This is a genomic window from Luteibacter sp. UNC138MFCol5.1, assembly GCF_900110505.1.
Taxonomy (GTDB): domain Bacteria; phylum Pseudomonadota; class Gammaproteobacteria; order Xanthomonadales; family Rhodanobacteraceae; genus Luteibacter.
Genome location: NZ_FODZ01000001.1, coordinates 153,510 through 179,464, shown reverse-complemented (window position 1 = coordinate 179,464; position 25,955 = coordinate 153,510). Strand labels below are relative to the sequence as shown.

At 68.2% G+C, this 25,955-nt stretch carries 24 protein-coding genes; 19 read left to right on the top strand and 5 right to left on the bottom strand.

The annotated features are described in order from the left end of the window. Positions 1-178: 178 nt before the first annotated feature. Positions 179-1,252, top strand: a complete 1,074-nt coding sequence (locus BMY69_RS00815) for an NAD(P)H-dependent flavin oxidoreductase (protein ID WP_090174988.1) — start codon at positions 179-181, stop codon at positions 1,250-1,252. 12 nt (positions 1,253-1,264) lie between these two features. Here BMY69_RS00815 and BMY69_RS00810 read toward each other — a convergent pair whose 3' ends face one another. After that, positions 1,265-2,065, bottom strand: coding sequence for a glycosyltransferase family 2 protein (locus BMY69_RS00810; RefSeq protein ID WP_177191038.1), 801 nt, complete (start codon positions 2,063-2,065; stop codon positions 1,265-1,267). A gap of 47 nt (positions 2,066-2,112) precedes the next feature. Here BMY69_RS00810 and BMY69_RS00805 point away from each other — a divergent pair, with 47 nt between their 5' ends. From BMY69_RS00805 to BMY69_RS00775, 7 genes are all read left to right on the top strand, one after another. Continuing rightward, positions 2,113-3,144 carry a CDP-glycerol glycerophosphotransferase family protein gene (locus BMY69_RS00805; protein ID WP_090174987.1) on the top strand — a complete coding sequence of 344 codons (1,032 nt, stop codon included), beginning with the start codon at positions 2,113-2,115 and terminating at the stop codon, positions 3,142-3,144. 153 nt (positions 3,145-3,297) lie between these two features. Continuing rightward, positions 3,298-4,311 (top strand): HlyD family secretion protein, encoded by a 1,014-nt coding sequence (locus tag BMY69_RS00800; protein ID WP_255364427.1) that lies wholly within the window; start codon positions 3,298-3,300, stop codon positions 4,309-4,311. Next, on the top strand, positions 4,308-5,846 hold the full coding sequence (locus tag BMY69_RS00795; RefSeq protein ID WP_090174986.1) for a DHA2 family efflux MFS transporter permease subunit: 1,539 nt from the start codon (positions 4,308-4,310) through the stop codon (positions 5,844-5,846). Before BMY69_RS00800 ends, BMY69_RS00795 begins: the two co-directional genes overlap by 4 nt. A gap of 22 nt (positions 5,847-5,868) precedes the next feature. Next, positions 5,869-6,447 (top strand): TetR/AcrR family transcriptional regulator, encoded by a 579-nt coding sequence (locus BMY69_RS00790; protein ID WP_090174985.1) that lies wholly within the window; start codon positions 5,869-5,871, stop codon positions 6,445-6,447. Between the two features lie 35 nt (positions 6,448-6,482). After that, positions 6,483-7,142 carry a M24 family metallopeptidase gene (locus BMY69_RS00785; protein ID WP_090174984.1) on the top strand — a complete coding sequence of 220 codons (660 nt, stop codon included), beginning with the start codon at positions 6,483-6,485 and terminating at the stop codon, positions 7,140-7,142. Positions 7,143-7,309: 167 nt separating this feature from the next. Beyond that, positions 7,310-9,418: a TonB-dependent siderophore receptor gene (locus tag BMY69_RS00780; RefSeq protein WP_143070364.1), complete on the top strand. Its 2,109-nt coding sequence runs from the start codon at positions 7,310-7,312 to the stop codon at positions 9,416-9,418. Positions 9,419-9,522: 104 nt separating this feature from the next. Continuing rightward, positions 9,523-10,515 carry a glycoside hydrolase family 43 protein gene (locus tag BMY69_RS00775; protein ID WP_090058189.1) on the top strand — a complete coding sequence of 331 codons (993 nt, stop codon included), beginning with the start codon at positions 9,523-9,525 and terminating at the stop codon, positions 10,513-10,515. On the opposite strand, the gene BMY69_RS00770 is transcribed toward BMY69_RS00775, so the two are convergent. Beyond that, complete coding sequence (locus BMY69_RS00770) at positions 10,516-11,517, bottom strand: zinc-dependent alcohol dehydrogenase family protein (protein ID WP_090174982.1); 1,002 nt, start codon at positions 11,515-11,517, stop codon at positions 10,516-10,518. It abuts the gene before it with no gap. A 101-nt stretch (positions 11,518-11,618) separates the two neighbouring features. Between BMY69_RS00770 and BMY69_RS00765 the strand changes: the two genes are divergently transcribed. The 5 genes from BMY69_RS00765 to BMY69_RS00745 all read left to right on the top strand — a co-directional run bounded on the left by BMY69_RS00765 (position 11,619) and on the right by BMY69_RS00745 (position 17,454). Continuing rightward, on the top strand, positions 11,619-12,455 hold the full coding sequence (locus BMY69_RS00765; protein ID WP_218143102.1) for a LysR family transcriptional regulator: 837 nt from the start codon (positions 11,619-11,621) through the stop codon (positions 12,453-12,455). A gap of 185 nt (positions 12,456-12,640) precedes the next feature. Next, entirely contained in the window at positions 12,641-13,135 is a 495-nt protein-coding gene (locus BMY69_RS00760) for a (2Fe-2S)-binding protein (protein WP_090174980.1), read from the top strand. Then, positions 13,132-15,405: a xanthine dehydrogenase family protein molybdopterin-binding subunit gene (locus BMY69_RS00755; RefSeq protein WP_090174979.1), complete on the top strand. Its 2,274-nt coding sequence runs from the start codon at positions 13,132-13,134 to the stop codon at positions 15,403-15,405. Before BMY69_RS00760 ends, BMY69_RS00755 begins: the two co-directional genes overlap by 4 nt. Further along, positions 15,402-16,706, top strand: a complete 1,305-nt coding sequence (locus tag BMY69_RS00750) for a cytochrome c (protein ID WP_090058199.1) — start codon at positions 15,402-15,404, stop codon at positions 16,704-16,706. The genes BMY69_RS00755 and BMY69_RS00750 overlap by 4 nt, the downstream gene beginning before the upstream one ends. 163 nt (positions 16,707-16,869) lie before the next feature. Then, positions 16,870-17,454, top strand: a complete 585-nt coding sequence (locus BMY69_RS00745) for a TetR/AcrR family transcriptional regulator (RefSeq protein WP_090058200.1) — start codon at positions 16,870-16,872, stop codon at positions 17,452-17,454. On the opposite strand, the gene BMY69_RS00740 is transcribed toward BMY69_RS00745, so the two are convergent. Both BMY69_RS00740 and BMY69_RS00735 read right to left on the bottom strand, forming a co-directional pair. Continuing rightward, on the bottom strand, positions 17,455-18,378 hold the full coding sequence (locus BMY69_RS00740; RefSeq protein ID WP_090174978.1) for a patatin-like phospholipase family protein: 924 nt from the start codon (positions 18,376-18,378) through the stop codon (positions 17,455-17,457). It lies immediately after the preceding gene. A 110-nt stretch (positions 18,379-18,488) separates the two neighbouring features. Beyond that, positions 18,489-19,514, bottom strand: coding sequence for a class 1 fructose-bisphosphatase (locus tag BMY69_RS00735; protein ID WP_175472898.1), 1,026 nt, complete (start codon positions 19,512-19,514; stop codon positions 18,489-18,491). A 131-nt stretch (positions 19,515-19,645) separates the two neighbouring features. Here BMY69_RS00735 and BMY69_RS00730 point away from each other — a divergent pair, with 131 nt between their 5' ends. The 6 genes from BMY69_RS00730 to BMY69_RS00705 all read left to right on the top strand — a co-directional run bounded on the left by BMY69_RS00730 (position 19,646) and on the right by BMY69_RS00705 (position 24,848). Next, positions 19,646-20,407, top strand: coding sequence for a glutathione S-transferase family protein (locus BMY69_RS00730; protein WP_343124086.1), 762 nt, complete (start codon positions 19,646-19,648; stop codon positions 20,405-20,407). 69 nt (positions 20,408-20,476) lie between these two features. After that, positions 20,477-21,178: a helix-turn-helix transcriptional regulator gene (locus tag BMY69_RS00725; protein WP_090058207.1), complete on the top strand. Its 702-nt coding sequence runs from the start codon at positions 20,477-20,479 to the stop codon at positions 21,176-21,178. Positions 21,179-21,228: 50 nt separating this feature from the next. Continuing rightward, positions 21,229-22,953 carry a DUF885 domain-containing protein gene (locus tag BMY69_RS00720; RefSeq protein WP_090058210.1) on the top strand — a complete coding sequence of 575 codons (1,725 nt, stop codon included), beginning with the start codon at positions 21,229-21,231 and terminating at the stop codon, positions 22,951-22,953. A 69-nt stretch (positions 22,954-23,022) separates the two neighbouring features. Continuing rightward, entirely contained in the window at positions 23,023-23,424 is a 402-nt protein-coding gene (locus tag BMY69_RS00715; RefSeq protein WP_090058212.1) for an MbcA/ParS/Xre antitoxin family protein, read from the top strand. Further along, complete coding sequence (locus tag BMY69_RS00710) at positions 23,421-24,122, top strand: RES family NAD+ phosphorylase (protein ID WP_090174976.1); 702 nt, start codon at positions 23,421-23,423, stop codon at positions 24,120-24,122. Before BMY69_RS00715 ends, BMY69_RS00710 begins: the two co-directional genes overlap by 4 nt. An 18-nt stretch (positions 24,123-24,140) precedes the next feature. Then, positions 24,141-24,848: an SGNH/GDSL hydrolase family protein gene (locus BMY69_RS00705; RefSeq protein ID WP_090174975.1), complete on the top strand. Its 708-nt coding sequence runs from the start codon at positions 24,141-24,143 to the stop codon at positions 24,846-24,848. A gap of 813 nt (positions 24,849-25,661) precedes the next feature. Here the strand turns inward: BMY69_RS00705 and BMY69_RS00700 are convergent. Next, positions 25,662-25,910: a hypothetical protein gene (locus BMY69_RS00700; protein WP_090058218.1), complete on the bottom strand. Its 249-nt coding sequence runs from the start codon at positions 25,908-25,910 to the stop codon at positions 25,662-25,664. Between the last annotated feature and the right edge of the window lie 45 nt (positions 25,911-25,955).

Sequence of the window (25,955 nt, the reverse complement as noted above, 5' to 3'; positions counted from 1 at the left end):
CCTCGGAGGTCGGGTGGGGTCCATCCTGCGCTGCGACGCGGCCTCCGTTGCGGATGCGGGGCCGAACCGACGTCTTCCGGGGACGAAGCGAGGCCCGGCCGGGCCGGGATGTCGGCGCGGCGACCGTCCGCGGATTATCCTTGGCCCGTCCCCGTTTCCTTTCCATCGTGAGATCGCCGTGCACGCCTGGACCGACCGCCGCCTCATCGACCTGCTCGCGATCGAGCATCCGCTGCTCCTCGCGCCCATGGCGGGCTCGGGCCTATCGGACCTGGCCATCGGTGTGGCACGTGCCGGTGGTCTCGGTGCGATTCCTTGTTCGTCGATAAGCACCGGGACGGCGACCGCCGAGGTCGCCGTGTTCCGGGCGAAGGTGCGTGCCCGGATCAACCTCAATTTCTTCGCGCATCGGCCGCGGGTGCCCACCGCCGAGGAGGCCACGCGGTGGCGGGAACGGCTGGCCCCGTACTACGCCGAGTTCGGTATCGAGGCATCGGATCTCCCGCCGGCGGGCGGGCGGGCGCCTTTCGACGAGGCGATGTGCGCCATGGTCGAGGCGGTACGGCCCGAGGTCGTGAGTTTCCACTTCGGGCTGCCGGACGAACCGCTGCTCGCCCGCGTGAAGGCGACCGGCGCCATCGTGCTTTCCTCGGCGACCACCGTGGCCGAAGGCCGCTGGCTCGAGGAGCGCGGCTGCGATGCCATCATCGCGCAGGGCTACGAAGCAGGCGGCCACCGCGGCAATTTCCTCACGGACGAGATGTCGGAGCAGCCGGGCACGCTCGCCCTGGTGCCGCAGCTGGTCGACGCGCTCCATGTGCCGGTGATCGCGGCGGGCGGCATCGGCGACGGGCGCGGCATGGCGGCCGCGCTGTGCCTCGGCGCGTCGGCGGTGCAGATCGGCAGCGCGTTCCTGCTTTCGCACGAATCCACCAGCGTCGACGTGCACCGGCAGGCGCTGCGCACCGCGCGCGACGACAACACCGCGATCACCAACGTGCTCACGGGGCGCCCGGCGCGCGGCGTGGTCAACCGGATCATACGGGAGATCGGGCCGATGTCGCCCGACGCCCTGCCGTTCCCCCTCGCGGGCGGGCCGCTGGCGCCGCTGCGCAAGATCGCCGAAGCGCAGGGGCGCGGCGACTTCCAGCCACTCTGGGCCGGTCAGGCGGCCTCGATGGCGCGCGAGTTGCCCGCCGAGGAGATCGCGCGCGGCATCGTCGACGAGGCGGCGCGCATCCTCAGGCTCTGACGCGGCGCGGTGTCAGGCCTTCTGGCCGTGCTGCAACAGCCAAAGCTTCACGTACTTCCGGCGCACGTACTCGACGCGTAGCAGCGCATAGACGATGCCGCGCCAGCCGTCGAGGAAGCCCGCGCGAAGCACGTAGCCGCGAAAGAAGCGCCACATCGGGCTGACGACGATCTGGCCGAGCGTCGCGCGCTTGCCGGCGGCGAACTCCTCGGTGGCCATCATGTGCGCGTAGCGTTCCTGCTTGGCCATCAGTTCGGACAGCGAACGGTACGGGTAGTGATCCAGGAAGCCCGGCAGCATGCGGACGTCACCATCGAGACTCACCGATTCGTGGATCTCGCGCGGCCCGCGCCAGCCGCCCTGGCGGCGATCGAACAGACGCAGCACCTTGTCCGCGCCGGCGTTGCCGTGGCGCATGAATCGACCGAAGAAGTCGTTGCGCCGGTGGAAGCGGTAGCCCGCCGCTCCGAAACCGGCATCGGCGACCTGCTCGATCGCGGCACGAAGGTCCGCGCCGACGCGCTCGTCGGCGTCGAGGCAGAGCACCCAGTCGTTCTTCGCCTGCGCGACGGCGAACGCCTTCTGGCTGCGGAAGCCGTCGAAGGGACGATGGATGACGCGCGCGCCCGCCGCCTCCGCGATGGCGACGGTGTCGTCGGTCGAGCCACCATCCACCACCACCATGTCGTCGCAGAACGGGGCGGCGGAAAGCAGGCAATCCCGGATGCGGTCGGCCTCGTTCTGGGTGATCACGCAGAGGGAAATGGGCCGTCGGGTCATCGGGATGCGGAAGAAGGGGTAGCGAGCCGTCATAATGCCACGTCACCCACCGCGGAGTGCCGCCCTTGGCCGCGTGCCTGATGTTCGCCACCGAAACCTACGCCCTGCCCATCCTGCGTCCGCTCGCGGCGGCCGCGCGTGCGCGAGGCATCGACGTGGGCTGGGTGGTGCCGGCCGCCATGGCGGCGAGCCTCACGCCCGACGAACGCCGCATCCGCAGCCTGCGCGACGCGCGCGCGATGAAACCCGAGGCCGTGTATTGCGCCGCCAACTGGGTGTCGCCGGCGCTGCCCGGCATCAAGGTCCAGGTGTTCCACGGGTTCAACGCGCAGAAGCGCGAACCGGACCGCGGCCACTTCGCGATCCGCGGCTTCTTCGATCTCTACGCCACCCAGGGACCGTCGACGACGGCACCCTTCGCCGAGCTGGCGCGCGAACACGGTTACTTCGCCGTGCGCGAAACCGGATGGCCGAAGCTCGATCCGCTGTTCGGCCCGGCACCCGCCGAAAGCGACATGCCCGCACGCGATGGCCGTCCCATCGTGATGTACGCGTCCACCTTCAGCCACCGGCTCAGCAGCGCGCCGGCGATGGTCGAACCGCTGCGCGCGATGATCGCGCGGGGCGACCGGCAGTGGCTGCTCACGCTCCATCCGAAGTGCTCCGATGAGCTGTTCGATGCGTACCGCGGACTCGAAGCGCCGAACGCGCGCTTCTTCACGTCCGAGCGGCTCGTCGAGATGGAGCGGGCCGCCGACGTGCTGGTATGCGATACCTCGTCCGTGATCCACGAATTCGCGGTGATGGGCAAGCCGGTCGTGACGATCGCCAACCGCGTGCCGCAGCCTTTCATGCTGGACGTCCCGACACCCGCCGACGTCGATGCCGCCATCGATCGCGCCCTGTCGCACCCACCGGAACTGATGGCGGCGATTCGCGCGCACGGCGACGACATCCATCCCTACCGCGACGGTCGTTCCAGCGAGCGCGTGCTCGACGCCGTGGCGGCGTTCCAGCGCGGCGAATTCGGCACGCTGAAACGCAAGCCGCTGAACCTGATCCGCCGCTTCAAGGCCCTGCGCGACATCGGCCAGCTCCTCGACCTGCGCTGAGCGCGTACCCGCTTTCCACAGGCGCCCTCGGCCGAGGCACTTGAAATGACGCGCATCATCCATAAAAGTATGATCGTAATTCATCTTGTCCCCAGGTGCCCCGTGTCCACCGTCGCCGAAGTCGCAGCCCCCGCCACCGGGCGCAGAAAGCCGTTGAAAATCATCGCCATGGCGGCGGTCGTCGTGGCCGTGGCGTCCTACGCCGGCCACTGGTGGACCACCGGGCGCCACATCGAGGACACCGACGACGCGTACGTCGGAGGCGACATCACGGTCATCGGGTCGAAGGTGTCCGGCTATGTGCAGACGATCGCTGTCGCCGACAACCAGCATGTGAAGAAGGGCGATCTGCTGGTCAAGCTCGACGACCGCGACTATCGCGCGGCCGTGGAAAAGGCCGACGCCGCGGTGGCGGCTCAGGAGGCCGCGCTACGCAACCTCGACGCGACGGTGACCCTCCAGCACAGCCAGATCGCCCAGGCACGGGCGGGCCTCGACGCGGCGCAGGCCGAGGCGACACGCTCCGAGCTGGACGACAAACGCTATCGCGATCTCGTCGTGCGTTCCGCCGTGTCCGTGGAAAGCGCGCAGCGCGCGACCGCCACGTTCCAGACCGCGCGTGCCGATACGCAGCGCGCGCTCGCGGCGGTGCATGCGTCGCAGCAGCAGCTCGACGTGATCGACACCCAGAAACGCCAGGTGCTCGCGGCCCTGGCGCAGGCGCGGGCCGAGGCCGACGTCGCCCGACTCAATCTGTCGTATACCGAAATGCGCGCGCCGGTCGACGGCGTGGTGGGAAACCGGCGTGCGCGCGTCGGCAGCTACGTCACGGCCGGGAGCCAGGTGCTCGTCGTCGTGCCCTCGCACGGGCTCTGGGTCGATGCGAACTTCAAGGAAGATCAGCTCGCCCACATGCGCGTCGGCCAGGGTGTCGACGTGCGCGCGGACGTCATGCCCGGCAAGGTGCTCAAGGGCCACGTGACCAGCCTCGCGCCCGCGACCGGGTCGCAGTTCAGCGTGCTGCCGCCGGAGAACGCCACCGGCAACTTCACCAAGATCGTCCAGCGCGTCCCCGTCCGGGTGACGCTCGACGGCAGCGATGGCGACCTCGGCCTCCTCCGCCCGGGCCTTTCGGTGACGGCGCGCATCGACACCAGGGCGCCATGAGCCCCGTCGCGCACCTGTCGCCGGGGCAGAAGATCTTCGCCTTCGCGTCCATGTGCCTGGGCATGTTCATCGCGCTGCTCGACATCCAGATCGTTTCGGCTTCGCTGCGCGACATCGGTGGCGGCCTTTCGGCGGGTGCCGACGACACCGCCTGGGTGCAGACGAGCTACCTCATCGCGGAGATCGTGGTCATCCCGCTCTCGGGCTGGTTGAGCCGCGTTTTCTCGACCCGCTGGCTCTTCGCGGCGTCGGCGGCGGGGTTCACGCTGACCAGCCTGCTGTGCGGCATGGCATGGGATATCCAGAGCATGATCTGGTTCCGTGCCGCGCAGGGCTTCCTCGGCGGCTCGATGATCCCGATGGTGTTCACCACGGCCTTCGTGTTCTTCGAGGGGAAGCAGCGCGTGATCGCCGCGGCGACCATCGGCGCGATCGCCTCGCTGGCGCCCACGCTCGGCCCGACGCTCGGTGGCTGGATCACCGACAACTATTCGTGGCACTGGCTGTTCTTCATCAACCTCGTGCCGGGCGCGTTCGTCACCGTGGCCGTGCCGATGCTGGTGAAGATCGACGATCCGGACCTCTCGTTGCTGAAGACGGGCGACTGGGCCGGCATCGCGCTCATCGCCATCTTCCTGGGCTGCCTCGAATACACCCTCGAAGAAGGGCCGCGCTGGAACTGGCTCGAGGACGACACCATCCGCGCCACCGCCTGGACGAGCCTGGTCGCGGGGCTGCTGTTCGTCTGGCGCGGCCTCACCGCCGCGCACCCGGTGGTGGACCTGCGCGCACTGCGCGAACGCAATTTCGCGCTGGGTTGCTTCTTCTCGTTCGTCACCGGTATCGGTCTGTTCGGCACGATCTACCTGACGCCGCTCTTCCTCGGGCGCGTCGAGGGCTACAGCGCGCTGCAGATCGGCAAGGCGGTGCTTTCCACCGGGATCTTCCAGATCCTCACGATTCCGGTGTATTCGATGCTGGCAAACCGCGTCGACCTGCGCTGGTTGCTCATGTTCGGGTTGCTGCTTTTCACGATCTCGATGTTCGAGTTCACGCCGATCACGCACGACTGGGGCGCACCGCAGCTGCTGCTGCCACAGGCGCTGCGAGGCATGGGCCAGCAGTTCGCGGTGGCGCCGACCGTGACGTTGACGCTCGGCAGCCTGCCGCCGGCCCGATTGAAACAGGCATCGGGCCTGTTCAACCTGATGCGCAATCTCGGCGGCGCCATGGGCATCGCGGCGTGCGCGACGATCCTCAACGACCGTACCAACCTTCACTTCTTCCGGCTGGCCGAACACCTCACCCCCGCGAGCGAGCCGATGAACCGGTTGCTGGACGGTCTGGCGCCGGACTCCGACGCCTATACGGCGGCGCTGAAGTCGCTGTGGCAACTCACGTTCCGCGAGGCGCAGACGATGACCTACAGCGACGCGTTCTACGCGATCATGCTCTGCTTCATCGTGGCCACCGTGATGGTGCCGCTCATGCGCAAGGTGCAGCCGCCGAAGGCGCCTTCCGCAGACGCCCACTGACCTGCGCCACAGAGGATCCGGCATGCGTTACGACAAAGAGCACAAGGAGCAGACGCGGCAACGCATCGTCGAGACGGCGTCGCGGCGTTTCCGGGAGCACGGCATCGAAGCGGAGGGCGTGAAGTCGCTCATGTCCGCGTCGGGGCTCACCAACGGCGCGTTCTACAACCACTTCGCCTCCAAGGAAGATCTCGCGCGGGAAGCGGTGACCGCGGCGATGGACGAACGCGTGGCCTACCTGCGACGCTGGATCGCCTCGGGCGAGGGGTTGCAGGGGATGATCGAAAGCTATTTCTCCATCCGCCATCGGGACAACCCTGGCCGAGGCTGCCCCACCACGGTGCTCGCCGCCGAAATCGCGCGGCATTCGGACGATGTGCGAACCGCGTACACCGAAGGGATGCTCGCGTTCGTGGAACTCGCGGCCACGCAGTGGCCGGCCCTTCCGGCCGACGAAGCGATGTCCCGCGCGATGTCGCTCTATGGCCTGATGGCCGGCACGATGCAGCTGGCGCGCGCGACGAGCGACGCGCGACTATCGGATCGGATCCTCGAAAGCGGCCGGCGCGCGGCGCTGGCGATGGTGGGCAGCCCGCCGTAACCGCCGTTACCATGAGGCATCCACGGGATTGAATCATGCCATCCTCGACCGCCCAGAACGTCGGTGCCTCCTTCTCCCACGAGCGCATGCTCGCCGCGCGCGAACGCTCATGGGCCGCGCTGGCCGCCATCGCCTCACGCATTATTCCCGGCATGACCGAGCCCGAAGCGGGCGAGATCGCGAAGGACCGGCTCGCCGCCGCCGGCATGCAGCGCATCTGGCACCCGAGCATCATCCGGTTCGGACCGAACACGCTGAAGACGTTCCGCCAGCGTTCGGCGCCGGACACGCGACTCGGCGAGGACGATATCTTCTTCATCGACCTAGGCCCGGTGTTCGACGGCCACGAGGGCGACGTCGGCGACACCTTCGTGACGGGCCACGACCCACAGATGAAGGCATGCGCGCAGGCGGCGCGCGACCTGTTCGACATCACCGCAAGGCGCTGGCGCGAAGGCGTGACGGGCGCCGATCTCTACGCCTTCGCCGACGACCAGGCGCGCGCGATGGGCTGGCGCCTCAACCACGCGACGAAGGGTCACCGCGTGGGCGATTACCCGCACGCCGTGCACAAGGCGGGCAACCTCGGCGACTTCGACGCGACACCGGTGCCGGGCCTCTGGATCCTGGAGATCCAGATCGCGCATCCGGACCGAGCGATCGGTGCGTTCTACGAGGACCTGCTGGTCGCATAGCTGCGGCGCGGGCACGGCGAGAGCGAGCCCGACGGGCAAAAGCAAATGCGAGTTATTCGCAATATTGCGCGGGGCGATGCTTCTGGGGCATCATGAAATGAGATTCATTCGCAATGGCGGCGCGGCGTAAGGGCGCCACGCCGCTGCCCCAGCCCCAGGAAAACGCCATGCTTCTCCGCAGGAAGACTCTGCCGTTGCTGCTTGCCAGCGCGTCGCTCCCGCTCGTCGCCTCCGCCCAGGAGACGGCTTCCGCCCAGCAGCAGGGGGGCGACAAGGCCGTGCAGCTCGCCCCGGTGGACGTGCGCGGGGTCAGCGTCGATGCCGGCTACACGCGCACCGACGCCAGCAGCGCGACCAAGACCGACACCCCGATCATCGAGACGCCGCAGGCCATCTCGGTCATCTCGAACGCGCAGATGCTCGACCAGGGCGTGCTGACCATCCAGGACGCGCTGCGCTACTCGGCCGGTGTGCGCGCCGACGCGTACGGCGTGGACAGCCGCGGCGACGACGCGTTCCTGCGCGGCACGTCGTTCGTGCAGTACCTCGACGGCCTGCGCCAGGCGTTCGGCTATTCGTATGCCCGCACCGAGCCGTACTTCATCGACCGCATCGAGATCGTCCGCGGCCCGTCGTCGGTGCTGTACGGGCAGGGCACCACGGGCGGACTCATCGCCCTCGCTTCGAAGCGCCCGCAGTTCACGGCATCCCACGAGATCGATGCGCAGTTGGGCAACAACGCCCGCAAGCAGGTCGCGTTCGACTTCACCGGCCCGCTCGACACCGCGGGTCACTGGGCCTACCGCCTCATCGGCGTCTATCGCGATTCCGACTCGCAGATCGACTACGTGCCCGACGATCGGAAGGCCATCGCGCCGTCGATCACCTGGATGCCGGACCAGGACACGCGATGGACTCTGCTTGCGAACCTCCAGTTCGACCACAACGGGACGTCGCTGAACTTCCTGCCGCACTCGGGCACGCTGCTGCCCAACCCGAACGGCCGCATCCCGACGCAGCGATTCGTCAGCGAACCGGGCTTCGACCGCTACGACACCGACCAGCGGTCGCTCACCTCGCTGTTCGAGCACCGATTCAACGACACGTGGAAGTTCGAGCAGAACATGCGCTACTCGCATGACAACGTGAACTACCGCTCGCTCTATCCGGACGTCTACTCGAACCCCGCTTACCCGTTCCTCGACGACACGGCGAGCACCGTCAACCGCTACAGCTACATCTCGATCGACCGGCACAAGCGCTTCGTCACGGACACGCACGCGCAGGCGGATTTCGACCTGGCCTCGATGCACCATCGCGTGCTCGTCGGGCTCGACATCGGCTACTCGCATACCGACAGCCGCCAGGGCTACGGTTTCGACGACGTGCCGTTCAACCTCTACGATCCCGTCTACCGCAACGGTTTCACACCGCCGGACGTGGCTCCGATCGCGTCCAGCCGCACGCGCCAGACGGGCCTGTACGTGCAGGATCAGATCAACTGGGGCGAGCACTGGATCGGCACGGTGGGCGTGCGCCACGACCGCGCGACGCTGACGACCGGCGACGACCGCTCGGTCGACAACGCGACGACCTCGCGCTTCGGCCTCATGTACCGCTTCGACAGCGGGCTGGTGCCGTACCTCAGCTATACGGAATCGTTCCAGCCGCTCGACAGCCTCGATTTCTACAACCGTCCGTACGAGCCGCTGCGCGGCAAGCAGTACGAGGCCGGCCTGAAGTACCAGCCCGTCGGTTCGCCAACGCTCGTCACGGCGACGTACTTCGACCTGCGCGAGGAAAACCGCCTCGCGCCCGATCCTCAGAATCCGCTCAACCAGATCCAGGCCGGCAAGGCGAAGACACGTGGCGTCGAACTGGAGGCGTCCACGCGCATCGCCGACCACGTCGACATGATCGGCACCTACACCTGGACCAAGGCACGACCCGACGACGGCAGCATCGTCGCCGGCCTGCCGAAGAACCAGGGTTCCGTGTGGGGCGTCTACCATGTGAACGACGCGGACAGCGATGGCTTCAGCTTCGGCATCGGCGCGAGGTACATCGGCAAGAACTACGACGAGACGGGCACGCTCGAGGTGCCGAAGAAGACGCTGTTCGACGCCATGGTGGCCTACACGCAGGGTCCGTGGCGCTTCTCGGTGAACGCGGCCAACGTCACCGACCAGGTCTACAGCGCCACCTGCCTCGCCCGCGGCGACTGCTTCTATGGCCCGCGTCGCAGCATCGTCGGGCAGGCGCGTTACCGCTTCTGACCGGCCGCGACCCGCGACGCAAGGTGGGAGCGCGCAAGGATTCGCTTTTGGACGTCCAGACCCGTTAGGATCGAACGTTCACACGAACGGATGGGGTCGACCGGATGGGGATTCGCAAGCTGCTCGGGAGCGCGGTGATCGCCGCGACGTTGTCCACCGCCGCGATCGCGGCGGCACCGCCGCCGGGCCACGCCGGCAACCCCGTCTTCCCGGGCTGGTACGCCGACCCCGAAGCGGCGATCTTCGACCATACGTACTGGATCTATCCGACGACCTCGCTGAAATACGCCGAGCAGGTGCATTTCGACGCGTTCTCGTCGCCCGACCTCGTGCACTGGACGAAGCACGCGAACGTGCTCGCGATGAAGGACATTCCCTGGGCGAAGAAAGCCCTGTGGGCGCCCGCGGTGGTCGAGAAGGACGGCAAGTACTATTTCTTCTTCGCGGCCAACGACATCCAGAGCGACAAGGAAGTCGGCGGCATCGGCGTCGCCGTGGCCGACAAACCGGCCGGCCCGTTCCGCGACCTCATCGGCAAGCCGCTCATCGACGCGTTCCATAACGGTGCGCAGCCCATCGACCAGTTCGTGTTCCGCGACGACGACGGCACGTACTACATGATCTACGGCGGCTGGAAGCACGCGAACATCGTGAAGCTGAAACCCGATTTCACCGGGCTGGAGCCGCTTCCCGACGGCACGGTCTACAAGGAGATCACGCCGGACAAGGCGTATGTCGAAGGCTCGCTGATGTTCAAGCGCAACGGCAAGTACTACTACATGTGGTCGGAAGGCGGCTGGACCGGCCCCGACTACTCGGTGGCGTACGCCATCGGCGATTCGCCGATGGGTCCGTTCAAGCGCATCGGCAAGATCCTCGAACAGGACCCGAAGATCGCCACGGGCGCCGGGCACAACTCGGTGTTCCACGACCCGAAGGACGACAGCTGGTTCATCGTCTATCATCGCCACCCGCTCGGCGACACCAACGGCAACCATCGCCAGGTGTCGATCGAGCGCATGTCGTTCGACGCGCAGGGCCGGATTCTTCCGGTCAAGCTGACGAACGAGGGCGTCGAAGCGCACCCGTTGCGCTGATCAGCCGATCTCCACGATCACCTTGCCGCCGGCGTCGCCGCTCTCGACCAGGTCGAGGGCGGCATTTCCATCCGCCAGCGCGAACCGCCGTGCCGACAGCACGGGTCGCAGCTTTCCCGCGTCCGCCAGTCGCTTGGCCTCGGCCATGATGCGGCCGTGGGCCGCTCGTCCGTTTCCTGTCAGCAACGGCACGAGGGTGAACACGCCCGAATAGGTGGCGGCGCGAAACGAGAGCGGCGCGAGCGAATGCGTGCCCCAGCCCAGGCTGCTGACGACGTGGCCGCCATGGCGTCGGGCGGCGACGAACGACGCGTCGAGCGTCGCCCCGCCGAGCGTGTCGTACACGACGTCGAAGCCCTCGCCACCGGTGCAGGTCTCGACGATCGACTCGATCGACGAGGCCCGGTAATCGAAAAAGGTGGCGCCCATCGCCGTGATGACGTCGGCCTGGCCGGCGCTGCCCGTCGCCACGACGCGCGCGCCCAGCGCCACGCCGAGCTGCACAGCCATGCTGCCCACACCGCCGGCGCCGCCGTGGACGAGGAGCGTCTGGCCGGCGCCCAGATGGGCGCGGTCCACCAGTCCTTCCCATGCGGTGATGAAGCCGAGGGGCAGGGCGGCGGCATCGGCAAGCGGGAGGTGGGTGGGAGCGTGCGCGAGCAGCGCGGCATCCACCACGGCGAATGGCGCGAGCGATCCCTGGATGCCGCCGACGCCGCCCGTCAGTCCGTAGACGGGATCGCCCGGCGCGAACCCGGTGACGTCCGTCCCCACGGCATCGACGATGCCGGCCATGTCGAGACCGAGGACCGCGGGCGCCGGATGTTTCGCGTGCCCGGCCTGGCCGGCGCGAATCTTCGCGTCCAGCGGATTGAGACCCGCCGCGACGACGCGGACCCGGACCTCGCCCGCTCCGGGCCACGGTACCGGAAGATTGGCGAGCACGAGCGCCGTGCCGGCGTGTTCGAGGCGAAGGGCGGTCATTAGGGGCGAGGCATTCATGGACGTTTTCCGGTAGAAGATGCATCCAAGGTAGGTCATGCGAATACGCATGAGAACGCCCGAAGTTGCACGCCTATCATGCAGAAATGCATAGTCGGCACATGGACTGGAACGACCTCCGCATCTTCCTGGCCGTCGCGCGCGGCGGCACGCTCGGCGCGGCCGCGCGCGAGCTGGGCCAGACCCAGCCGACGATGGGCCGTCGCATCCGGGTCCTGGAAGAAGCGCTGGGGCAGACGCTGTTCCAGCGCACCAGCGAAGGCTTCGTGCTGACGGACGAGGGGCACGACGTGTTCGCGCATGCGCTGCGCATCGAGTCGGAAGCCCTGGGCATCGTTCGGCGAGCGAACGGGCAGGGGGACGCGGTGGAGGGCCTGCTCAGGGTGTCGTCGTCCGACTGGTTCGGCGCGCATGTCCTTACCCAGGCCATCGCGCGCCTGCGCGAGAAACATCCCGGTGTGGTCGTCGAGCTCGTGACCGACGCGCGACTCCTGAGCCTCGCACGTCGCGAAGCCGACCTCGTGTTCCGCATCGCGCCGTTCGACGAGCCGGACATCGCGCAACGCAAGCTACTGCGGGTGGCCTACGCAGCGTACGCCGCCGTCGATGGGCCAGCCGTGCCCGATGCGGTGATCACCATGGATACGGCCTTCGGCGGCATGCCGGACGTGGCCTGGCTGCGCGAGCGCCTGCCCGATGCGCCGCTCGCCTTTCGCAGCAACAGTCGCGAAGCGCAGGCACGCGCCTGCGCGCTCGGTCTGGGCGTCGCGATCCTGCCTGTCGCGCTGGGCGACGTCACGCCGGGGCTGCGCCGGATCGATCTCGGCGACGAGCCGCCGGGAAGGGACGTGTGGATGGGCTACCACCGCGATCTCCGCCACCTGCCGCGCCTGCGTGCGTTCGTGGCGGAAGTCGACCGGCTCGTCGGTATGCCTTAGCGGTCCCTGTCGTCGACGCGGTTCCGGAGAATCCGGTCGAGTTTTCGACTAAAAAGGACACGGCAGTCGTTTTTTCCAAATTCGCGGGGTTAGGCAAAACCGGACGTCACGCGATCGTCGTAAGCTTCCTTTCGTTTCATCCGCCAGCGGAGCCGCCCGGTTCCGCCCAGCCCAGGGGAGTCTTTATGGTCACGTTGCGCGTCAATGGTGAGGACCGCCAGGTCGATGTGCCGCCGGACATGCCCCTGCTATGGGTGTTGCGGGACGTGATCGGGCTCACGGGCACCAAGTTCGGCTGCGGCATCGCCCAGTGCGGTGCCTGCACGGTGCACCTGGACAACCAGCCGGTGCGGTCCTGCCAGCTGCCCGTCTCCGCGATCGGCGACCGCGCGATCACCACGATCGAGGCCATCGGGCAGACGCCGGAAGGCGCGAAGGTGCAGCAGGCGTGGCTCGCGGTCGATGTCGTGCAGTGCGGCTACTGCCAGTCCGGCCAGATCATGGCGGCCGCGGCGCTGCTCGCGCGCGTGCCGAACCCGACCGACCGCGACATCGATACGGCGATGTCCGGCAACATCTGCCGGTGCGCCACCTATGTGCGCATCCGCGAAGCCATCAAGCAGGCGGCCACCGGCCAGCAGCACGGCCTGCAGGTCGTCGTCGACGGGAGCGCGGCATGAACGCGCGTCGGGATCAGGGCGACGCGTTCGACGCGGGCCGGCGCAACGCGCTGCGAGCGGCGGGAAGCGGCCTCGCCGTGGCCTTCCTCTGGACCGCCGGCATGGGACCGGCCGTCGCGCAGATGAGCCCGCGCCGCCAGGCGGCCGATGCCGCGGCCGCCGCGGCGGACGGCAATCCTGCCTTTGCGCCCAACGCCTTCGTCCGCGTCGACGCCGATGGCGCCGTTCGCCTCGTGATGCCCGCGGTGGAAATGGGCCAGGCGATCTACACCGGCATCTCCATGATGCTTGCCGAGGAACTCGGCGTCGGGCTCGACCAGATCCGTGTCGAGCATTCGCCTCCGAGCGACGCGCTCTACGGACAGCCGCTGCTCGGCGGCGGCCAGATCACGGGCGGCTCGACGAGCACGCGCGGCCAGTGGCAGGCGCTGCGCGAGGCGGGCGCCGTGGCGCGCGAGACGCTGGTCGCCGCGGCCGCCGCCCAGTGGCACGTCGATCCGACCAGCTGTTCGGTCGCGCGCGGCGTGATCACGCACGTGCCGTCGGGCCGCACGCTGGGCTTCGGCGCGGTGGCTGAGGCGGCCGGCAAGCTGCCCCAGCCGGCGACGGTCACGCTCAAGCAGCGCAAGGATTTCATGCTCATCGGCAAGCCGATGCGTCGCGTCGATTCGCCGGACAAGGTCAACGGCGGCACGCAGTTCGGCATCGACGCGAAGATCCCGGGCATGAAGGTGGCGTCGGTGATCACGAGTCCCGAACTCGCCGGCACGCTGGGCAAGGTGGACGACGCGAAGGCCCGCGCCATCCCGGGCGTCGTCGACGTGCTGCGCCTCGACAACGCGGTGGCCGTCGTCGCGGACAATTTCTGGCTCGCGCAGCGCGGGCTCGATGCGCTCGATATCGAATGGAAACATGGCGTCAACGCCAACCTCGATACGGAGACGCTCATCGCCGCCCTGCAGGAAAGCTCACGCAACGGTCCGGCGCTGATCGGCCGCAAGCCCAAGGGTGAGGCCGCCGCCGATGGCAAGCTGATCGAAGCCTCCTACATCTCGCCGATGCTCGCCCACGCGCCGATGGAACCGCTGAACGCCACGGTGCACGTGACGCCCGGCAAGTGCGAGATCTGGACGGGCACGCAGGTGCCGACCCGTTGCGTCGCGGAAGCCGCGCGCATCTGCGGCATCCCGGCCGAGGGGGTCGTTCTTAACGCGGCCTACCTGGGTGGCGGCTTCGGACGTCGCCTGGAAACCGACCAGGTCGAACAGGCGGTCGCGTTCGCCAGACAGGTGGGCTATCCGCTGAAGGTGATCTGGAGCCGCGAGGAGGACATCCGCCACGATCGCGTGCGTCCGCTCTACTTCGACCGCATCTCGGCCACGCTCGGTGCCGATGGCAAGCCGACATCGTGGAAGCATCGCATCACCAGCGGCACGGTGCTCGGGCGCTGGGCGCCGGGCGCGATGGGCAAGGACGGCATGGACAGCGACGCGATCGAATCCGCCGCCGACCTGCCATACGACATGGACAACGTCCTCGTGGAGTGGGTGCGCCACGAGATGCCGCCCGGCCTCGTCGTCGGCTGGTGGCGCGGTGTCGGCCCCACGCACAATCTGTTCGTGGTCGAGAGCTTCGTCGACGAACTCGCCCATGCCGCCGGCAAGGACCCGCTCGAATACCGTCGGTCGCTGATGAAGCCCGGCTCGCGCGCGCTCGGCGTGATGAACCTCGCCGCCGAGAAGATCGGCTGGGGCGGACAGCCGCTCCCGGCCCGTGTCGGACGCGGCATCGCCGTCGGCTCGCCGTTCGGAAGCCACGTCTGCGCGATCGTCGAAGCCGAAGTGACGGAGCAAGGCCAGGTGCGCCTGCGCAAGGCCGTCGTCGCGATCGACAACGGCATCACCATCAACCCCAGCTCCGTGCAGGCGCAGATGCAGGGCGGCCTGCTCTTCGGCCTGGGCGCCGCGTTGTACAACGGCATCACGCTGAAGAACGGCGCGATCGAGCAGAGCAACTTCCACGACTACCGCAGCCTGCGCATCAACGAGGTGCCGGAACTCGAGGTGTATTCCGTCGAAAGCGACGAGGTACCCGGAGGTATCGGCGAAGTGGGCACGGCGATCGCCGCACCCGCCCTGACGAATGCGATTTTCGCCGCGACCGGCATCCGTCTGAGGCGGCTCCCGGTGGCCCTGGCCCAGCTGGCCGCGTCGCCCGACGCGCTCAAGCGCGTCGCGGCGGTCGGCGGCGAGAAGGAGGACGTGGCATGAGGCGCTTCCTGATCATCGTCGTCGTCCTGCTGGCGGTCGGCGTCGGCGCGTACTTCTTCCTCAACCGTACCGATCCCGACGACGGCACCGCGCCGGTGCTGGCCGGCGCGCCCACGAACGCCGATCCGGTCGCGCGCGGCGAATACCTCACCACCGCGGCCGACTGCGTGGCCTGCCACACGTCGCACGATGGCGGCAAACCGTTCGCGGGCGGTCTGGCGTTCAAATTGCCGTTCGGCACGATCTACTCGTCGAACATCACGCCCGACAAGGAAACCGGCATCGGCACGTGGACGGACGACGAGTTCGTGCGCGCCGTGCGGGAAGGCATCCGCAAGGACGGCAAGCACCTGTATCCCGCGTTCCCGTACACGGCGTACACGCAGCTGAGCCGCGCCGACGTACTGGCGATCAAGGCGTACCTGTTCAGCCTGCCGCCGGTGCACCAGCCGGAGAAGCCGAACGAACTCGGCTTCCCGTTCAACCAGCGCTGGGCGATGGGCTTCTGGAACGCGGCGTTCTTCCGCAGCCAGCGCTTCCAGGCCGACGCGTCGCGGTCGCCCGAATGGAACGCGGGTGCGTACCTCGGCGGTCCGCTCGGGCATTGCGCCGAGTGCCACACGCCACGCAACTTCGGCTTCGCGCTGAAGCACGGCGAAGCGCTGGCGGGCGAGGTCGTGCAGGGCTGGCGCGCGTACAACATCACCTCCGATCCGACGCACGGCATCGGCAAGTGGAGCGACGAGGCGCTGACCCAGTACCTGCGTACCGGTCACGCCGAGGGCCATGCTTCCGCGAATGGACCGATGGGCGAGGCCATCGCGTACAGCCTGCAGCACTGGAAGCCGGAAGACACGGCGGCATTGGTGACGTGGCTGCGCACGGTGCCGGCGCGCGAAGGCGACGATCCCATCGTCGTCGACGCGGCACCGAAGGCGATGGTCGCGTCCAGCGCCGTGGCACCGGGCGGCGACGACGGCAAGGCCGACGCGGAAGGTCTGCGTCTGTTCGAAGGCGCGTGCGCGAGCTGTCACCAGTGGAACGGTGCCGGACAGCAGACGGCATACGCTGCGCTCGCGGGCACCCGCGGTGTCAACGATCCGAAGGGAGCGAACGTCACCGAGGCCATCCTGGAAGGCGTGAAGATGCGCATCGGCGACAACGACGTCTACATGCCCGCCTTCGGCCACGCCTATAGCGACACCGAGGTGGCGGCGCTCGCGAACTACGTGATCCGTCATTTCGGCGGCAAGCAGGGTGAAGTGACACCGGCCGACGTGGCGAAGCGCCGCGCGGAATGATCCACGAAAATTCGTAGATGTCTCTCTGGCGGGAGCGCGCCGTGCGCGCTCCCGCGCCGCTCCGCGTGTGCCGGAAGTACCGGGTTCGCCGACATTTCAATACGCAAGGATTCGCTACAATCGATCCCGGGCAGGGGGTACTCCCCAAGGGAGCGAAAGCAGCATGCGTTACGGGAAAGGTCACAAAGAGCAGACGCGGCAGAAGATCGTCGAGGCGGCCGCGCAGCGGTTTCGCGCGGACGGCATCGATGCCGTCGGCGTCGTCAGCCTGATGGGCGAGGTCGGTCTGACCCAGGGTGGTTTCTACAACCACTTCGAATCGAAGGAAGAACTGGTCCGCGAGAGCGTCGCCGTCGCGGCGACCGGTGCGATGGAACGGATGGCCGCCAGGGTGGCGGCGTCGCGCGGCGAGCGCTACCGCGCGTTGATCAACGCTTATCTGTCGGCCGAGCACCGGGACAACCCGGAAAGCGGCTGCGTGGCCGCGGCGCTCTCCGCCGAGATGGCGCGCCGACCGGTGGAAACGCGCGAGGCCTTCACGGATGGCTACGCGGAGATGGTGGAACTGATCGCCTCGACGCTGCCGGACGGCGTGCGAGGCAAGCGTCGTCGCACGCTCGCGATGGCCGTGTTCGCATCGATGGTCGGCTCGCTGTCGCTGGCGCGCGCCGTGGCGGAAGACCGGCTCTCGGACGAAATCCTCTCGCTCGGCCGCCAGTCCGCGCTGGAGCTGGTGCAGGCGGGCTGATCAGCGCGCCGGGACGGGCGGCTTGCCCATGGCGGCCGTCTTCTCGGCGATCTTCGCCCGGATCGCCGGAATCGCGGCGAGCGCCGCGCGCTCGCCCTCGAGGATCGCGACGTTCTTCTGATCGAAATCGGTGGGACCGATCTGGCCCACCTTCGGACGGATCACCACGTCCGCGCGCGCGATCTCCTGCTCGGCCAGCTTGCGTCCCATGATCGTGATCGACTGGCCCACGATGCCCATCATGCTGTCGGGGTTCTTTCCGTCGGGGCGCGCCGAGATGTCGACCGCGATGACGATGTCGGCGCCGAGCTGGCGCGCGGCATCCACGGGAACGGGACTCACCACGCCGCCGTCGACGAAGTGCCTGCCGGCGATGTCGACGGGCTCGAACACGCCCGGGATGCTGCTCGACGCGCGCACGGCCTGGCCGGTATTGCCGCGGACGAAGATCGCGCGCTCGCCGTTCTCGAGTTGCGTCGCCACCGCGGCGAACGGGATGCGCAGCTTTTCGATCGGCCGGTTGCCGACGAGCTGGTTCACGTAATCCTGGAGCTTCTGGCCCTGCACGAGGCCGCCGGAGAAGAGGCGCACGTCGCGGATGCTGGCTTCGTCGAGCGAGAACGCCTGCTCCTGCAGGCGGAACGCGTCCATGCCGCTGGCATAGAGCGCGCCCACCACGCTGCCCGCGCTGGTGCCGGCGACGACGTCGGGATGGATGCCGCTGGCCTCGAGCATCTTGATCACGCCGATGTGCGCGAAGCCCTTCGCGGCGCCGCCGCCGAGCGCGAGGCCGATGCGCGGTTTGGCCGCCAGCACAGGCAATGCGTTGTCGGGCCGTGCGTCGGGCTTCGTGCCGCCGAAGCAGCCGGCGAGCAGGGTCGCGAACACCAGCGGCAGCCAGGAACGGGAAGGGCGTGGAAACATGTCGGGACTACCGTGTCGGGGCTGGCGGATCATCGGGCACGCTCGCGGCGGCCGCGTGTCCGGGGAAGGGCGAAAACCGGGCGGCGGGCCGCCCGGTCCCGATGGAACGATCAGGCGCGGGTATCGTCGGCCTCGAGGTGGTAGCGGGTGACCACCTCGATCTCGTTCTTCGAACCGAGGAATACCGGCACGCGCTGGTGCAGCGCGGTGGGCTGCAGGTCCATGATGCGCTCGCGCCCCGTCGTGGCGGCGCCGCCGGCCTGCTCGACGATGAAGGCCATCGGATTGGCCTCGTACATCAGACGCAGTTTTCCGGTGCCGCCCTTGGCCGTGATCTTCGCATCCAGCGGATAGATGAACACGCCGCCGCGCGTGATGATGCGATGCACGTCGGCGACCATGGAGGCGACCCAGCGCATGTTGAAGTCGCGCCCGCGCGGGCCCTCCGTGCCGGCGAGAAGCTCGCCGATGTAGCGCTGCATCGGGGCTTCCCAGTGGCGCTGGTTCGACATGTTGATCGCGAACTCGGCCGTCTCCGCCGGGATGGCGATGTCGCGCCGGGTCAGCACGAAGCTGCCGTGCTCGCGGTCGAGCGTGAATTCGTGCACGCCGTGGCCGAAGGTGAGGACCAGCAGGGTGCTCGGGCCGTACACCACGTAGCCGGCCGCGACCTGTTCGGTACCCGGCTGGAGGAAGTCGGCGACCTTCGGCTCGGTGACGCCGTCCGGGCAGCGCAGTACGGAAAAGATCGTGCCGACCGACACGTTGACGTCGATGTTCGACGAGCCGTCGAGCGGATCGAACAGTAGCAGGTGGTTGCCCTTCGGATAGGCGTCGGGGATCGGCTGCGGATCTTCCATTTCTTCCGACGCGCACGCGGCGAGGTGGCCGCCCCAGGCGTTGGCCTCGAGCAGGATCTCGTTGGAGATGACGTCGAGCTTCTTCTGCGCCTCGCCCTGCACGTTGTCCGACCCGGCGTTGCCGAGCACGCCGCCCAGTGCGCCCTTGCCGGTGGCCACGGAGATGCGCTTGCAGGCGCGGGCCACGACCTCGATCAGCAGGCTGAGCTGGGCGTTGATGTGCCCCGCGCGCTTCTCTTCGATCAGGAACTGGATCAGGGAAATCGGTTTCGACATCGCAAGGGGCTCTGGGTCGGGAACACGCATTGTCCGCGTGGCACGTGAACCGCGCCAGAGGGACTGCTGACAGCACGTTGTCAGCAGCCCCCGCGCAGACTCTCCCCACCGATACGGAAGGGGCCACCGACATGACCAGCCTGTTCGAACGGTTCGTCGACCTGTATTCACCGCTCCGCCTGCGCGGACTGCTGATGGACGGGCCGATCCATATCGCCACCACCCACGTCACCACCGACAAAGGAACCGCTCGCATGACTCCCAGCCGGATCGTCTTCCACCACGCGCCCAACAGCCGATCGGGCAGCACGCTGATGCTCCTGGAGGAACTGGGCGCCCAGTACGACATGCACGTGATGGACCTGACCCGCGGCGAGCAGCGCGAGCCGAAGTTCCTGAAGATCAACCCGATGGGCAAGGTGCCGGCGATCGAGCACCTCGGTGGTCTGGTCACGGAGCGTCCGGCGATCTTCACCTACCTCGCCGACCTGCATCCGGAGGCCGGGCTGGCGCCGGGGATCGGCGACCCGCTGCGGGGCCCCTACCTGCGCTGGCTGTCGTTCTACGGTTCGTGCTTCGAGCCGGCGGTGATGGACCGCTTCATGAAGAACGCGCCCGCTCCGGTCTCCACCTGCCCCTACGGCAGCTTCGACATGGTGCTTGATCAGATCGAGGCGCAGCTGGCGCAGGGACCGTGGCTCTTCGGCGAGCGCTTCACGGCCGCGGACATCCTTTGGGCGAGCTCGCTCGACTGGACGATGAAGTTCGGCATCGTGCCGCGTCGCGACGTCTTCGAAGCCTACGTGGCGCGCCTGATGGTGCGGCCGGCCATCGTCCGCGCCGCGGCGCAGGACGCGGCGCTCGCCCGCGCCCAGATGCTGGCCGCCGCCTGAGCGCCCGGCGATGCGCGGTCGTGACCATCGTCGCTTCCCGCGCAGCCCGCGGGAGGCGATGATCCGGGGATGCGCCGCGCCGACCGCCTGTTCCTCATCATCAACGCCCTGCGCGGGCGGCGCACGGCGCTGCCCGCGCGCCAGCTCGCGAGCACGCTCGAGGTCTCGTTGCGCACCGTCTATCGCGACGTGGCGGACCTCCAGCTCTCCGGCGTACCCATCGAAGGCGAGGCCGGCGTGGGGTATCTCCTGCGCAAGGGCTCGGACATTCCGCCGCTGATGTTTTCCGCCGACGAACTCGAAGCGCTCGTCGCCGGCACGCGGTTCGTCCGCGCGTTCGCCGGCGAGCGGCTGGCGCGCGAAGCGCAGGCCGCGCTGATCAAGATCGAGGCCGTGCTGCCGCCCGACCTGCGCGAGCGTTCGGCGCAGGCGAAGATCTTCGCGCCCATCTGGCGCGACACGTTCCAGAACCAGATCGCCGCGATGCTCGACTGCCTGCATGAGGCCGTGATCGCCCATCGCGTGCTGTGCCTCGAGTACCGCGACGCGGAGGGCCGCACGAGCACGCGCGAGGTCGAACCGCTGTGCCTGTCGTTCTGGGGCGGCGCCTGGACGCTCGGCGCGTGGTGCCGTCATCGCCAGGCGTTCCGCAACTTCCGGCCCGACCGCATCGCGGAATGCCGCGAATCGGGCGAGACGTTCGAGGACGCGCCCGGCCGCGACCTCGAGGCCTACCTGCAGACCATGCGTGGGCATTACGCGGGCCTCTAGGGGCAACGGCATGCGATGATCGGGGATTCTCCCCGACACACGGAGCCCGCATGTCCCCCTGGATCCGCGCCATCGCCTTCGCCGGCCTTTTCGTCGGCACCGCGCACGCCGCCACCACGGCCGACGACGCCTTCAAGGCCATCTACACGAAGGAATGGACGTGGCGTAACGGACAGGCGGGCATCCTCACCTCGGGCGAAGCGCAGCCGGGCGACGGCCGGCTCGACACCGTGGACGCGAAGAGCCAGGCGGAGCGGCTCGCTTACTGGAACGACGTGCTCGCGCAGCTCGACCGCATCGACACGAAGACGCTCAGCGGCAGCGCGCGCGTGGACTATGCGGTCTATCGCGAACAGATCGGCAACCTCGCGGCGGCACAGCGCTTTGGCCAGTGGCAGATGCCGTTCAACAGCGACTCCGCCTTCTGGTCCGACATCGGGTATGTGCTGCATGGCGACAACCTGCGCACGCGCGCGGACTATGAGCACTACGTGGCGCGGCTTCGCCAGATCCCGCGTTACATGGACCAGGAGATCGCGAACATGCGCCTCGGCCTCGCGCGCGGATTCACCGTGCCGCGCGAGGTGCTCGACGGTCGCGACGTCTCCATCGCCGCCGTCGCGGAGCTGAAGGATCCCGAAGCCAGCGCGCTGTACGCGCCGTTCAAGGCGATGCCGAAGACGCTGCCGGCAGCCGACGCCGACGCGCTGCGCAAGGACGCCCGCGCGGCGATCGCCGATGGCGTCATTCCCGCCTACGGCAAGCTGCTGACGTTCTTCCGCGGCGAATACGTGCCGAAGGCGCGCAAGACGCTCGCGGCGGAATCGCTGCCGGACGGCAAGGCGTACTACCGCCAGCAGATCCGCGAATACACGACGCTCGACCTGTCCCCCGACGACATCCATGCGATCGGCCTGCGCGAGGTGGATCGCATCCACGCGGCGATGGTCGAAACGATGAAGGAAACCGGCTTCAAGGGCGATTTCCCCGCGTTCCTCGCCTTCCTGCGCACCGACCCGCGGTTCTACGCGAAGACGCCCGACGAACTGCTGATGCGTACCGCCTGGGTCGCCAAGCAGGTCGACGGCAAGCTCGACAAGTACTTCGGCCTGCTGCCGCGCCAGCGCTTCGCCATCGAGCCCGTACCGGCCGACATCGCGCCGTATTACACATCGGGACGCGGCGGTGCCGATGTGTATCTGGTCAACACCTACGATCTTCCGTCGCGTCCGCTGTTCAACATGCCGGCACTCACGCTGCACGAGTCGATGCCGGGACACTCGCTGCAGCTGGCGCTTTCGGCGGAGCAGCAGGGACTGCCGCCGTTCCGCCGCGACGGTTACATCTCGGCGTACGGCGAGGGCTGGGCGCTCTACGCGGAATACCTCGGCGAAGAGATGGGCATCTACCACACGCCCTACGAACACTTCGGTTATCTCACCTACCAGATGTGGCGCGCGTGCCGCCTCGTGGTCGATACCGGCATCCACCACCTCGGCTGGACGCGCCAGCAGGCCATCGACTACCTGACGCGGAACACGGCGCTGAGCGATCGCGAGATCGCCAACGAGGTCGACCGCTACATCAGCTGGCCCGGCCAGGCCCTGTCGTACGAGCTGGGCTACCTGAAGATCCGCGAGTTGCGCGCGCGTGCCGAGAAGCGGCTGGGCGAGAAGTTCGACCTGCGGGCGTTCCATGACACGGTGCTGGCGCTGGGCTCCGTGCCCCTGCCGGTGCTGGAGCAGCACGTCGACGCCTGGATCGAAGCGAAGTAGGGCGGGCGCCTACACCAAAAACTACACCGATGGAGTACAATGCGTCACAACTCCATAGGTGAAGCCGCGATGCAACCCGCCATCCATGCCGAACCGACATCCTCCGCCGACCTCGGCGGTCCGGCCCTCCGCGCGTTCTTCGCGCTGGCCGAGCGCTGGAAACTGCGCACGGCCGAGCAGCGGACGCTGCTCGGCGAGCCGCCGGAATCCACGTACTTCAAGTGGAAGAAACAGCAGGACGGCACGCCCTCGCGCGACGTGATCGAGCGCATCAGCTACCTGCTGGGTATCTGGAAGGACCTCCAGATCCTGTTCCCCGATCCGGCGCAGGCCGACGCCTGGGTACGCCGGCCGAACGACGCCCCGCTCTTCGCCGGCCGGTCCGCGCTGGACCGCATGCTTTCGGGCAACGTCGCCGACCTCTACGTCGTCCGCCAGTACCTGGACGCCCAGCGCGGCTGGAACGGATGAGCGCGACACCGCCGCTCCGCCGCATCCGCTGGAGCCAGGCCTATCGGATCGTGCCGAGCCGGTTTCCGCCGGTCGGCCTGTTCGACCGGATCGCCGATCCGAAGGACATCGACGCCGTCATGGCGGTCGAATCGCTGACCAACCCGCGCCTGCGCGAGGAGATGGGCGCGCTGCGCCTGACCCCGCCGGACCGGCGCGTGTCCGGGCCCGGCACCTCGCCGATCATGGCGGCCTTCACGCACATCCCGCCCGACGGCAGCCGTTTCAGCGACGGGCACTGGGGCGTGTTCTACGCCGCGCACAGCATCCCCACGGCGATCGAGGAGACCGTCTTCCACCGCGAGGCGTTCCTCGCCGCCACCCACGAGCCGCCGATGGACGTGCAGGTGCGCTGCTACAAGACCGCGATCGCCGGCCGCTTCCATGACATCCGCGGCGGCTGGGGCGCCGAGCACGATCCCGACTCCTACGCCGCCAGCGTGACGCTCGCCCGCCGCCTGCGCGACGAGGGCTCCAATGGCATCGTCTACGACAGCGCGCGGCATCCCGGTGGCGAGTGCGTGGCGGCGTTCTATCCCGACCTCGTCGCGCCGTGCATCCAGGCCGAACACTTCATCTACCGCTGGAACGGCACGCGGATCGAAGCGGTACTGAAGGTGACTCCCGTCCAGCGGCAGGGTTTACCCCACGGGTCCTGAGGGGGTACGGTCGGTCGGATGAAGAAGCTGACGATCCTCCTCACCCTGCTCGTCCTTTCCTTCGCCGGCCACGCGAAGGGTCCCGACCACAGCCAGTGGGAAAACGACATCCAGGCCTTCGAAGCCTCGGACAAGGCCAATCCGGCACCCGCCAACGCCGTGCTCTTCATCGGCAGCTCGTCGATCCGCATGTGGTCGACGCTGGCGGACGACTTCTCCGGCTATCGCGTCATCAACCGTGGCTTCGGCGGCTCCGACATCGACGACAGCACGGCCTTCGCCGACCGGATCCTCGCGCCGTACCACCCGGTCGCCATCGTGATGTACGCCGGCGACAACGACATCCAGAACGGCGACACGCCGGAGCAGGTGCGCGACGACTTCGCCGCCTTCGTGGCCAAGGCGCGGCAGGAACAGCCCGGCGTGCCCATCGCCTTCATCTCGATCAAGCCCAGCATCGCCCGCCTGTCGTTGCTGCCGAACATCCAGCGCGCCAACACCCTGATCCGTCAGTGGGCCATGACGCAGAAGAACGTGGCGTTCCTCGACATCGCACCCGCGATGGTCGACGCCAAGGGGCAGCCGAAGCCCGAACTCTTCCGCGAGGACGGCCTGCACATGACACCGGCGGGCTACGCGCTCTGGGTGGCCCAGGTGCGACCGTGGCTGGCGGATCACGCGACGGCGGCCGAAGTTAAACGGCAACCAAACGCGACCACCCCGTAATGCGGGAACTTCACGGCTCCGGCCCTATCTAAGTATTCGATCGCCGAGAGGCGACCTGTTGGCAACCGACGATCTTCGGGTCGAGCGGTTGTCCCGGGTCCCGCTATTTCCCCTGATAGCCTGGACCCGACGCGACCCCGGCAGCTCCTCCCCTGGCTGCCGGGGTTTTATTTTGCCCGCGATTCATGCCTGCCGATCGGCTCCCACCGTTCGGTAGCAGCCCCACCCGGTGAACGAGAGCAGGCCCGCTCTGGTGGGAGCCGATCGGATCGGCGATCCCGCGGCAGCGGGCAGGCTGACGGTGTCGCCTTGCCGTCAGGCCGTTGCGCGAGCACCCATCGCCGATACGATCGGCTCCCACCCTTCGGTAGTAGCCTCACCCGGTGAACGAGAGCAGGCCCGCTCTGGTGGGAGCCGATCGCATCGGCGATCCCGCGGCAGCGGGCAGGGTGCGGGTGTAGCCGCTCAGTCAGGCCGTTGCGCGAGTACCCATCGCCGATACGATCGGCTCCCACCCTTCGGTAGCAGCCTGACCCGGTGAACGAGAGCAGGCCCGCTCTGGTGGGAGCCGATCGCATCGGCGATCCCGCGGCAGCGGGCAGGGTGCGGGTGTAGCCGCTCAGTCAGGCCGTTGCGCGAGTACCCATCGCCGATACGATCGGCTCCCACCCTTCGGTAGCAGCCTGACCCGGTGAACGAGAGCAGGCCCGCTCTGGTGGGAGCCGATCGCAGCGGCAGCGCGCGGTCTCGCCAACGAAAACGGGCGGCCCGACTCGTCGCCGGACCGCCCGCCAGGTGAGCGAAAGCTTTGGATCAGACGTGATGCGTACGCGGCGCGTAGGGCCGGATCGACGTGTCGAACGCTCGCCACACGCCGTCGTTGCCTTCGATGTTCAGCACGATGTCCGACGCCGCGTTGGCGGCCTCGATGCGGCGGGCCTCGGCCAGCGCGCATTCGAGCGCATCGTCGCGCGAGCAGAACTCGCCGATCTCGAACTCGTTCTTCTGCAGGGCCCAAAGCCCCGGACCGACGGACTCGAAAGGAATATCGAAGACAACCACGATGGATCCACCCTGTTTATTGCTGGAGTGGGTCCATCGTAGGGA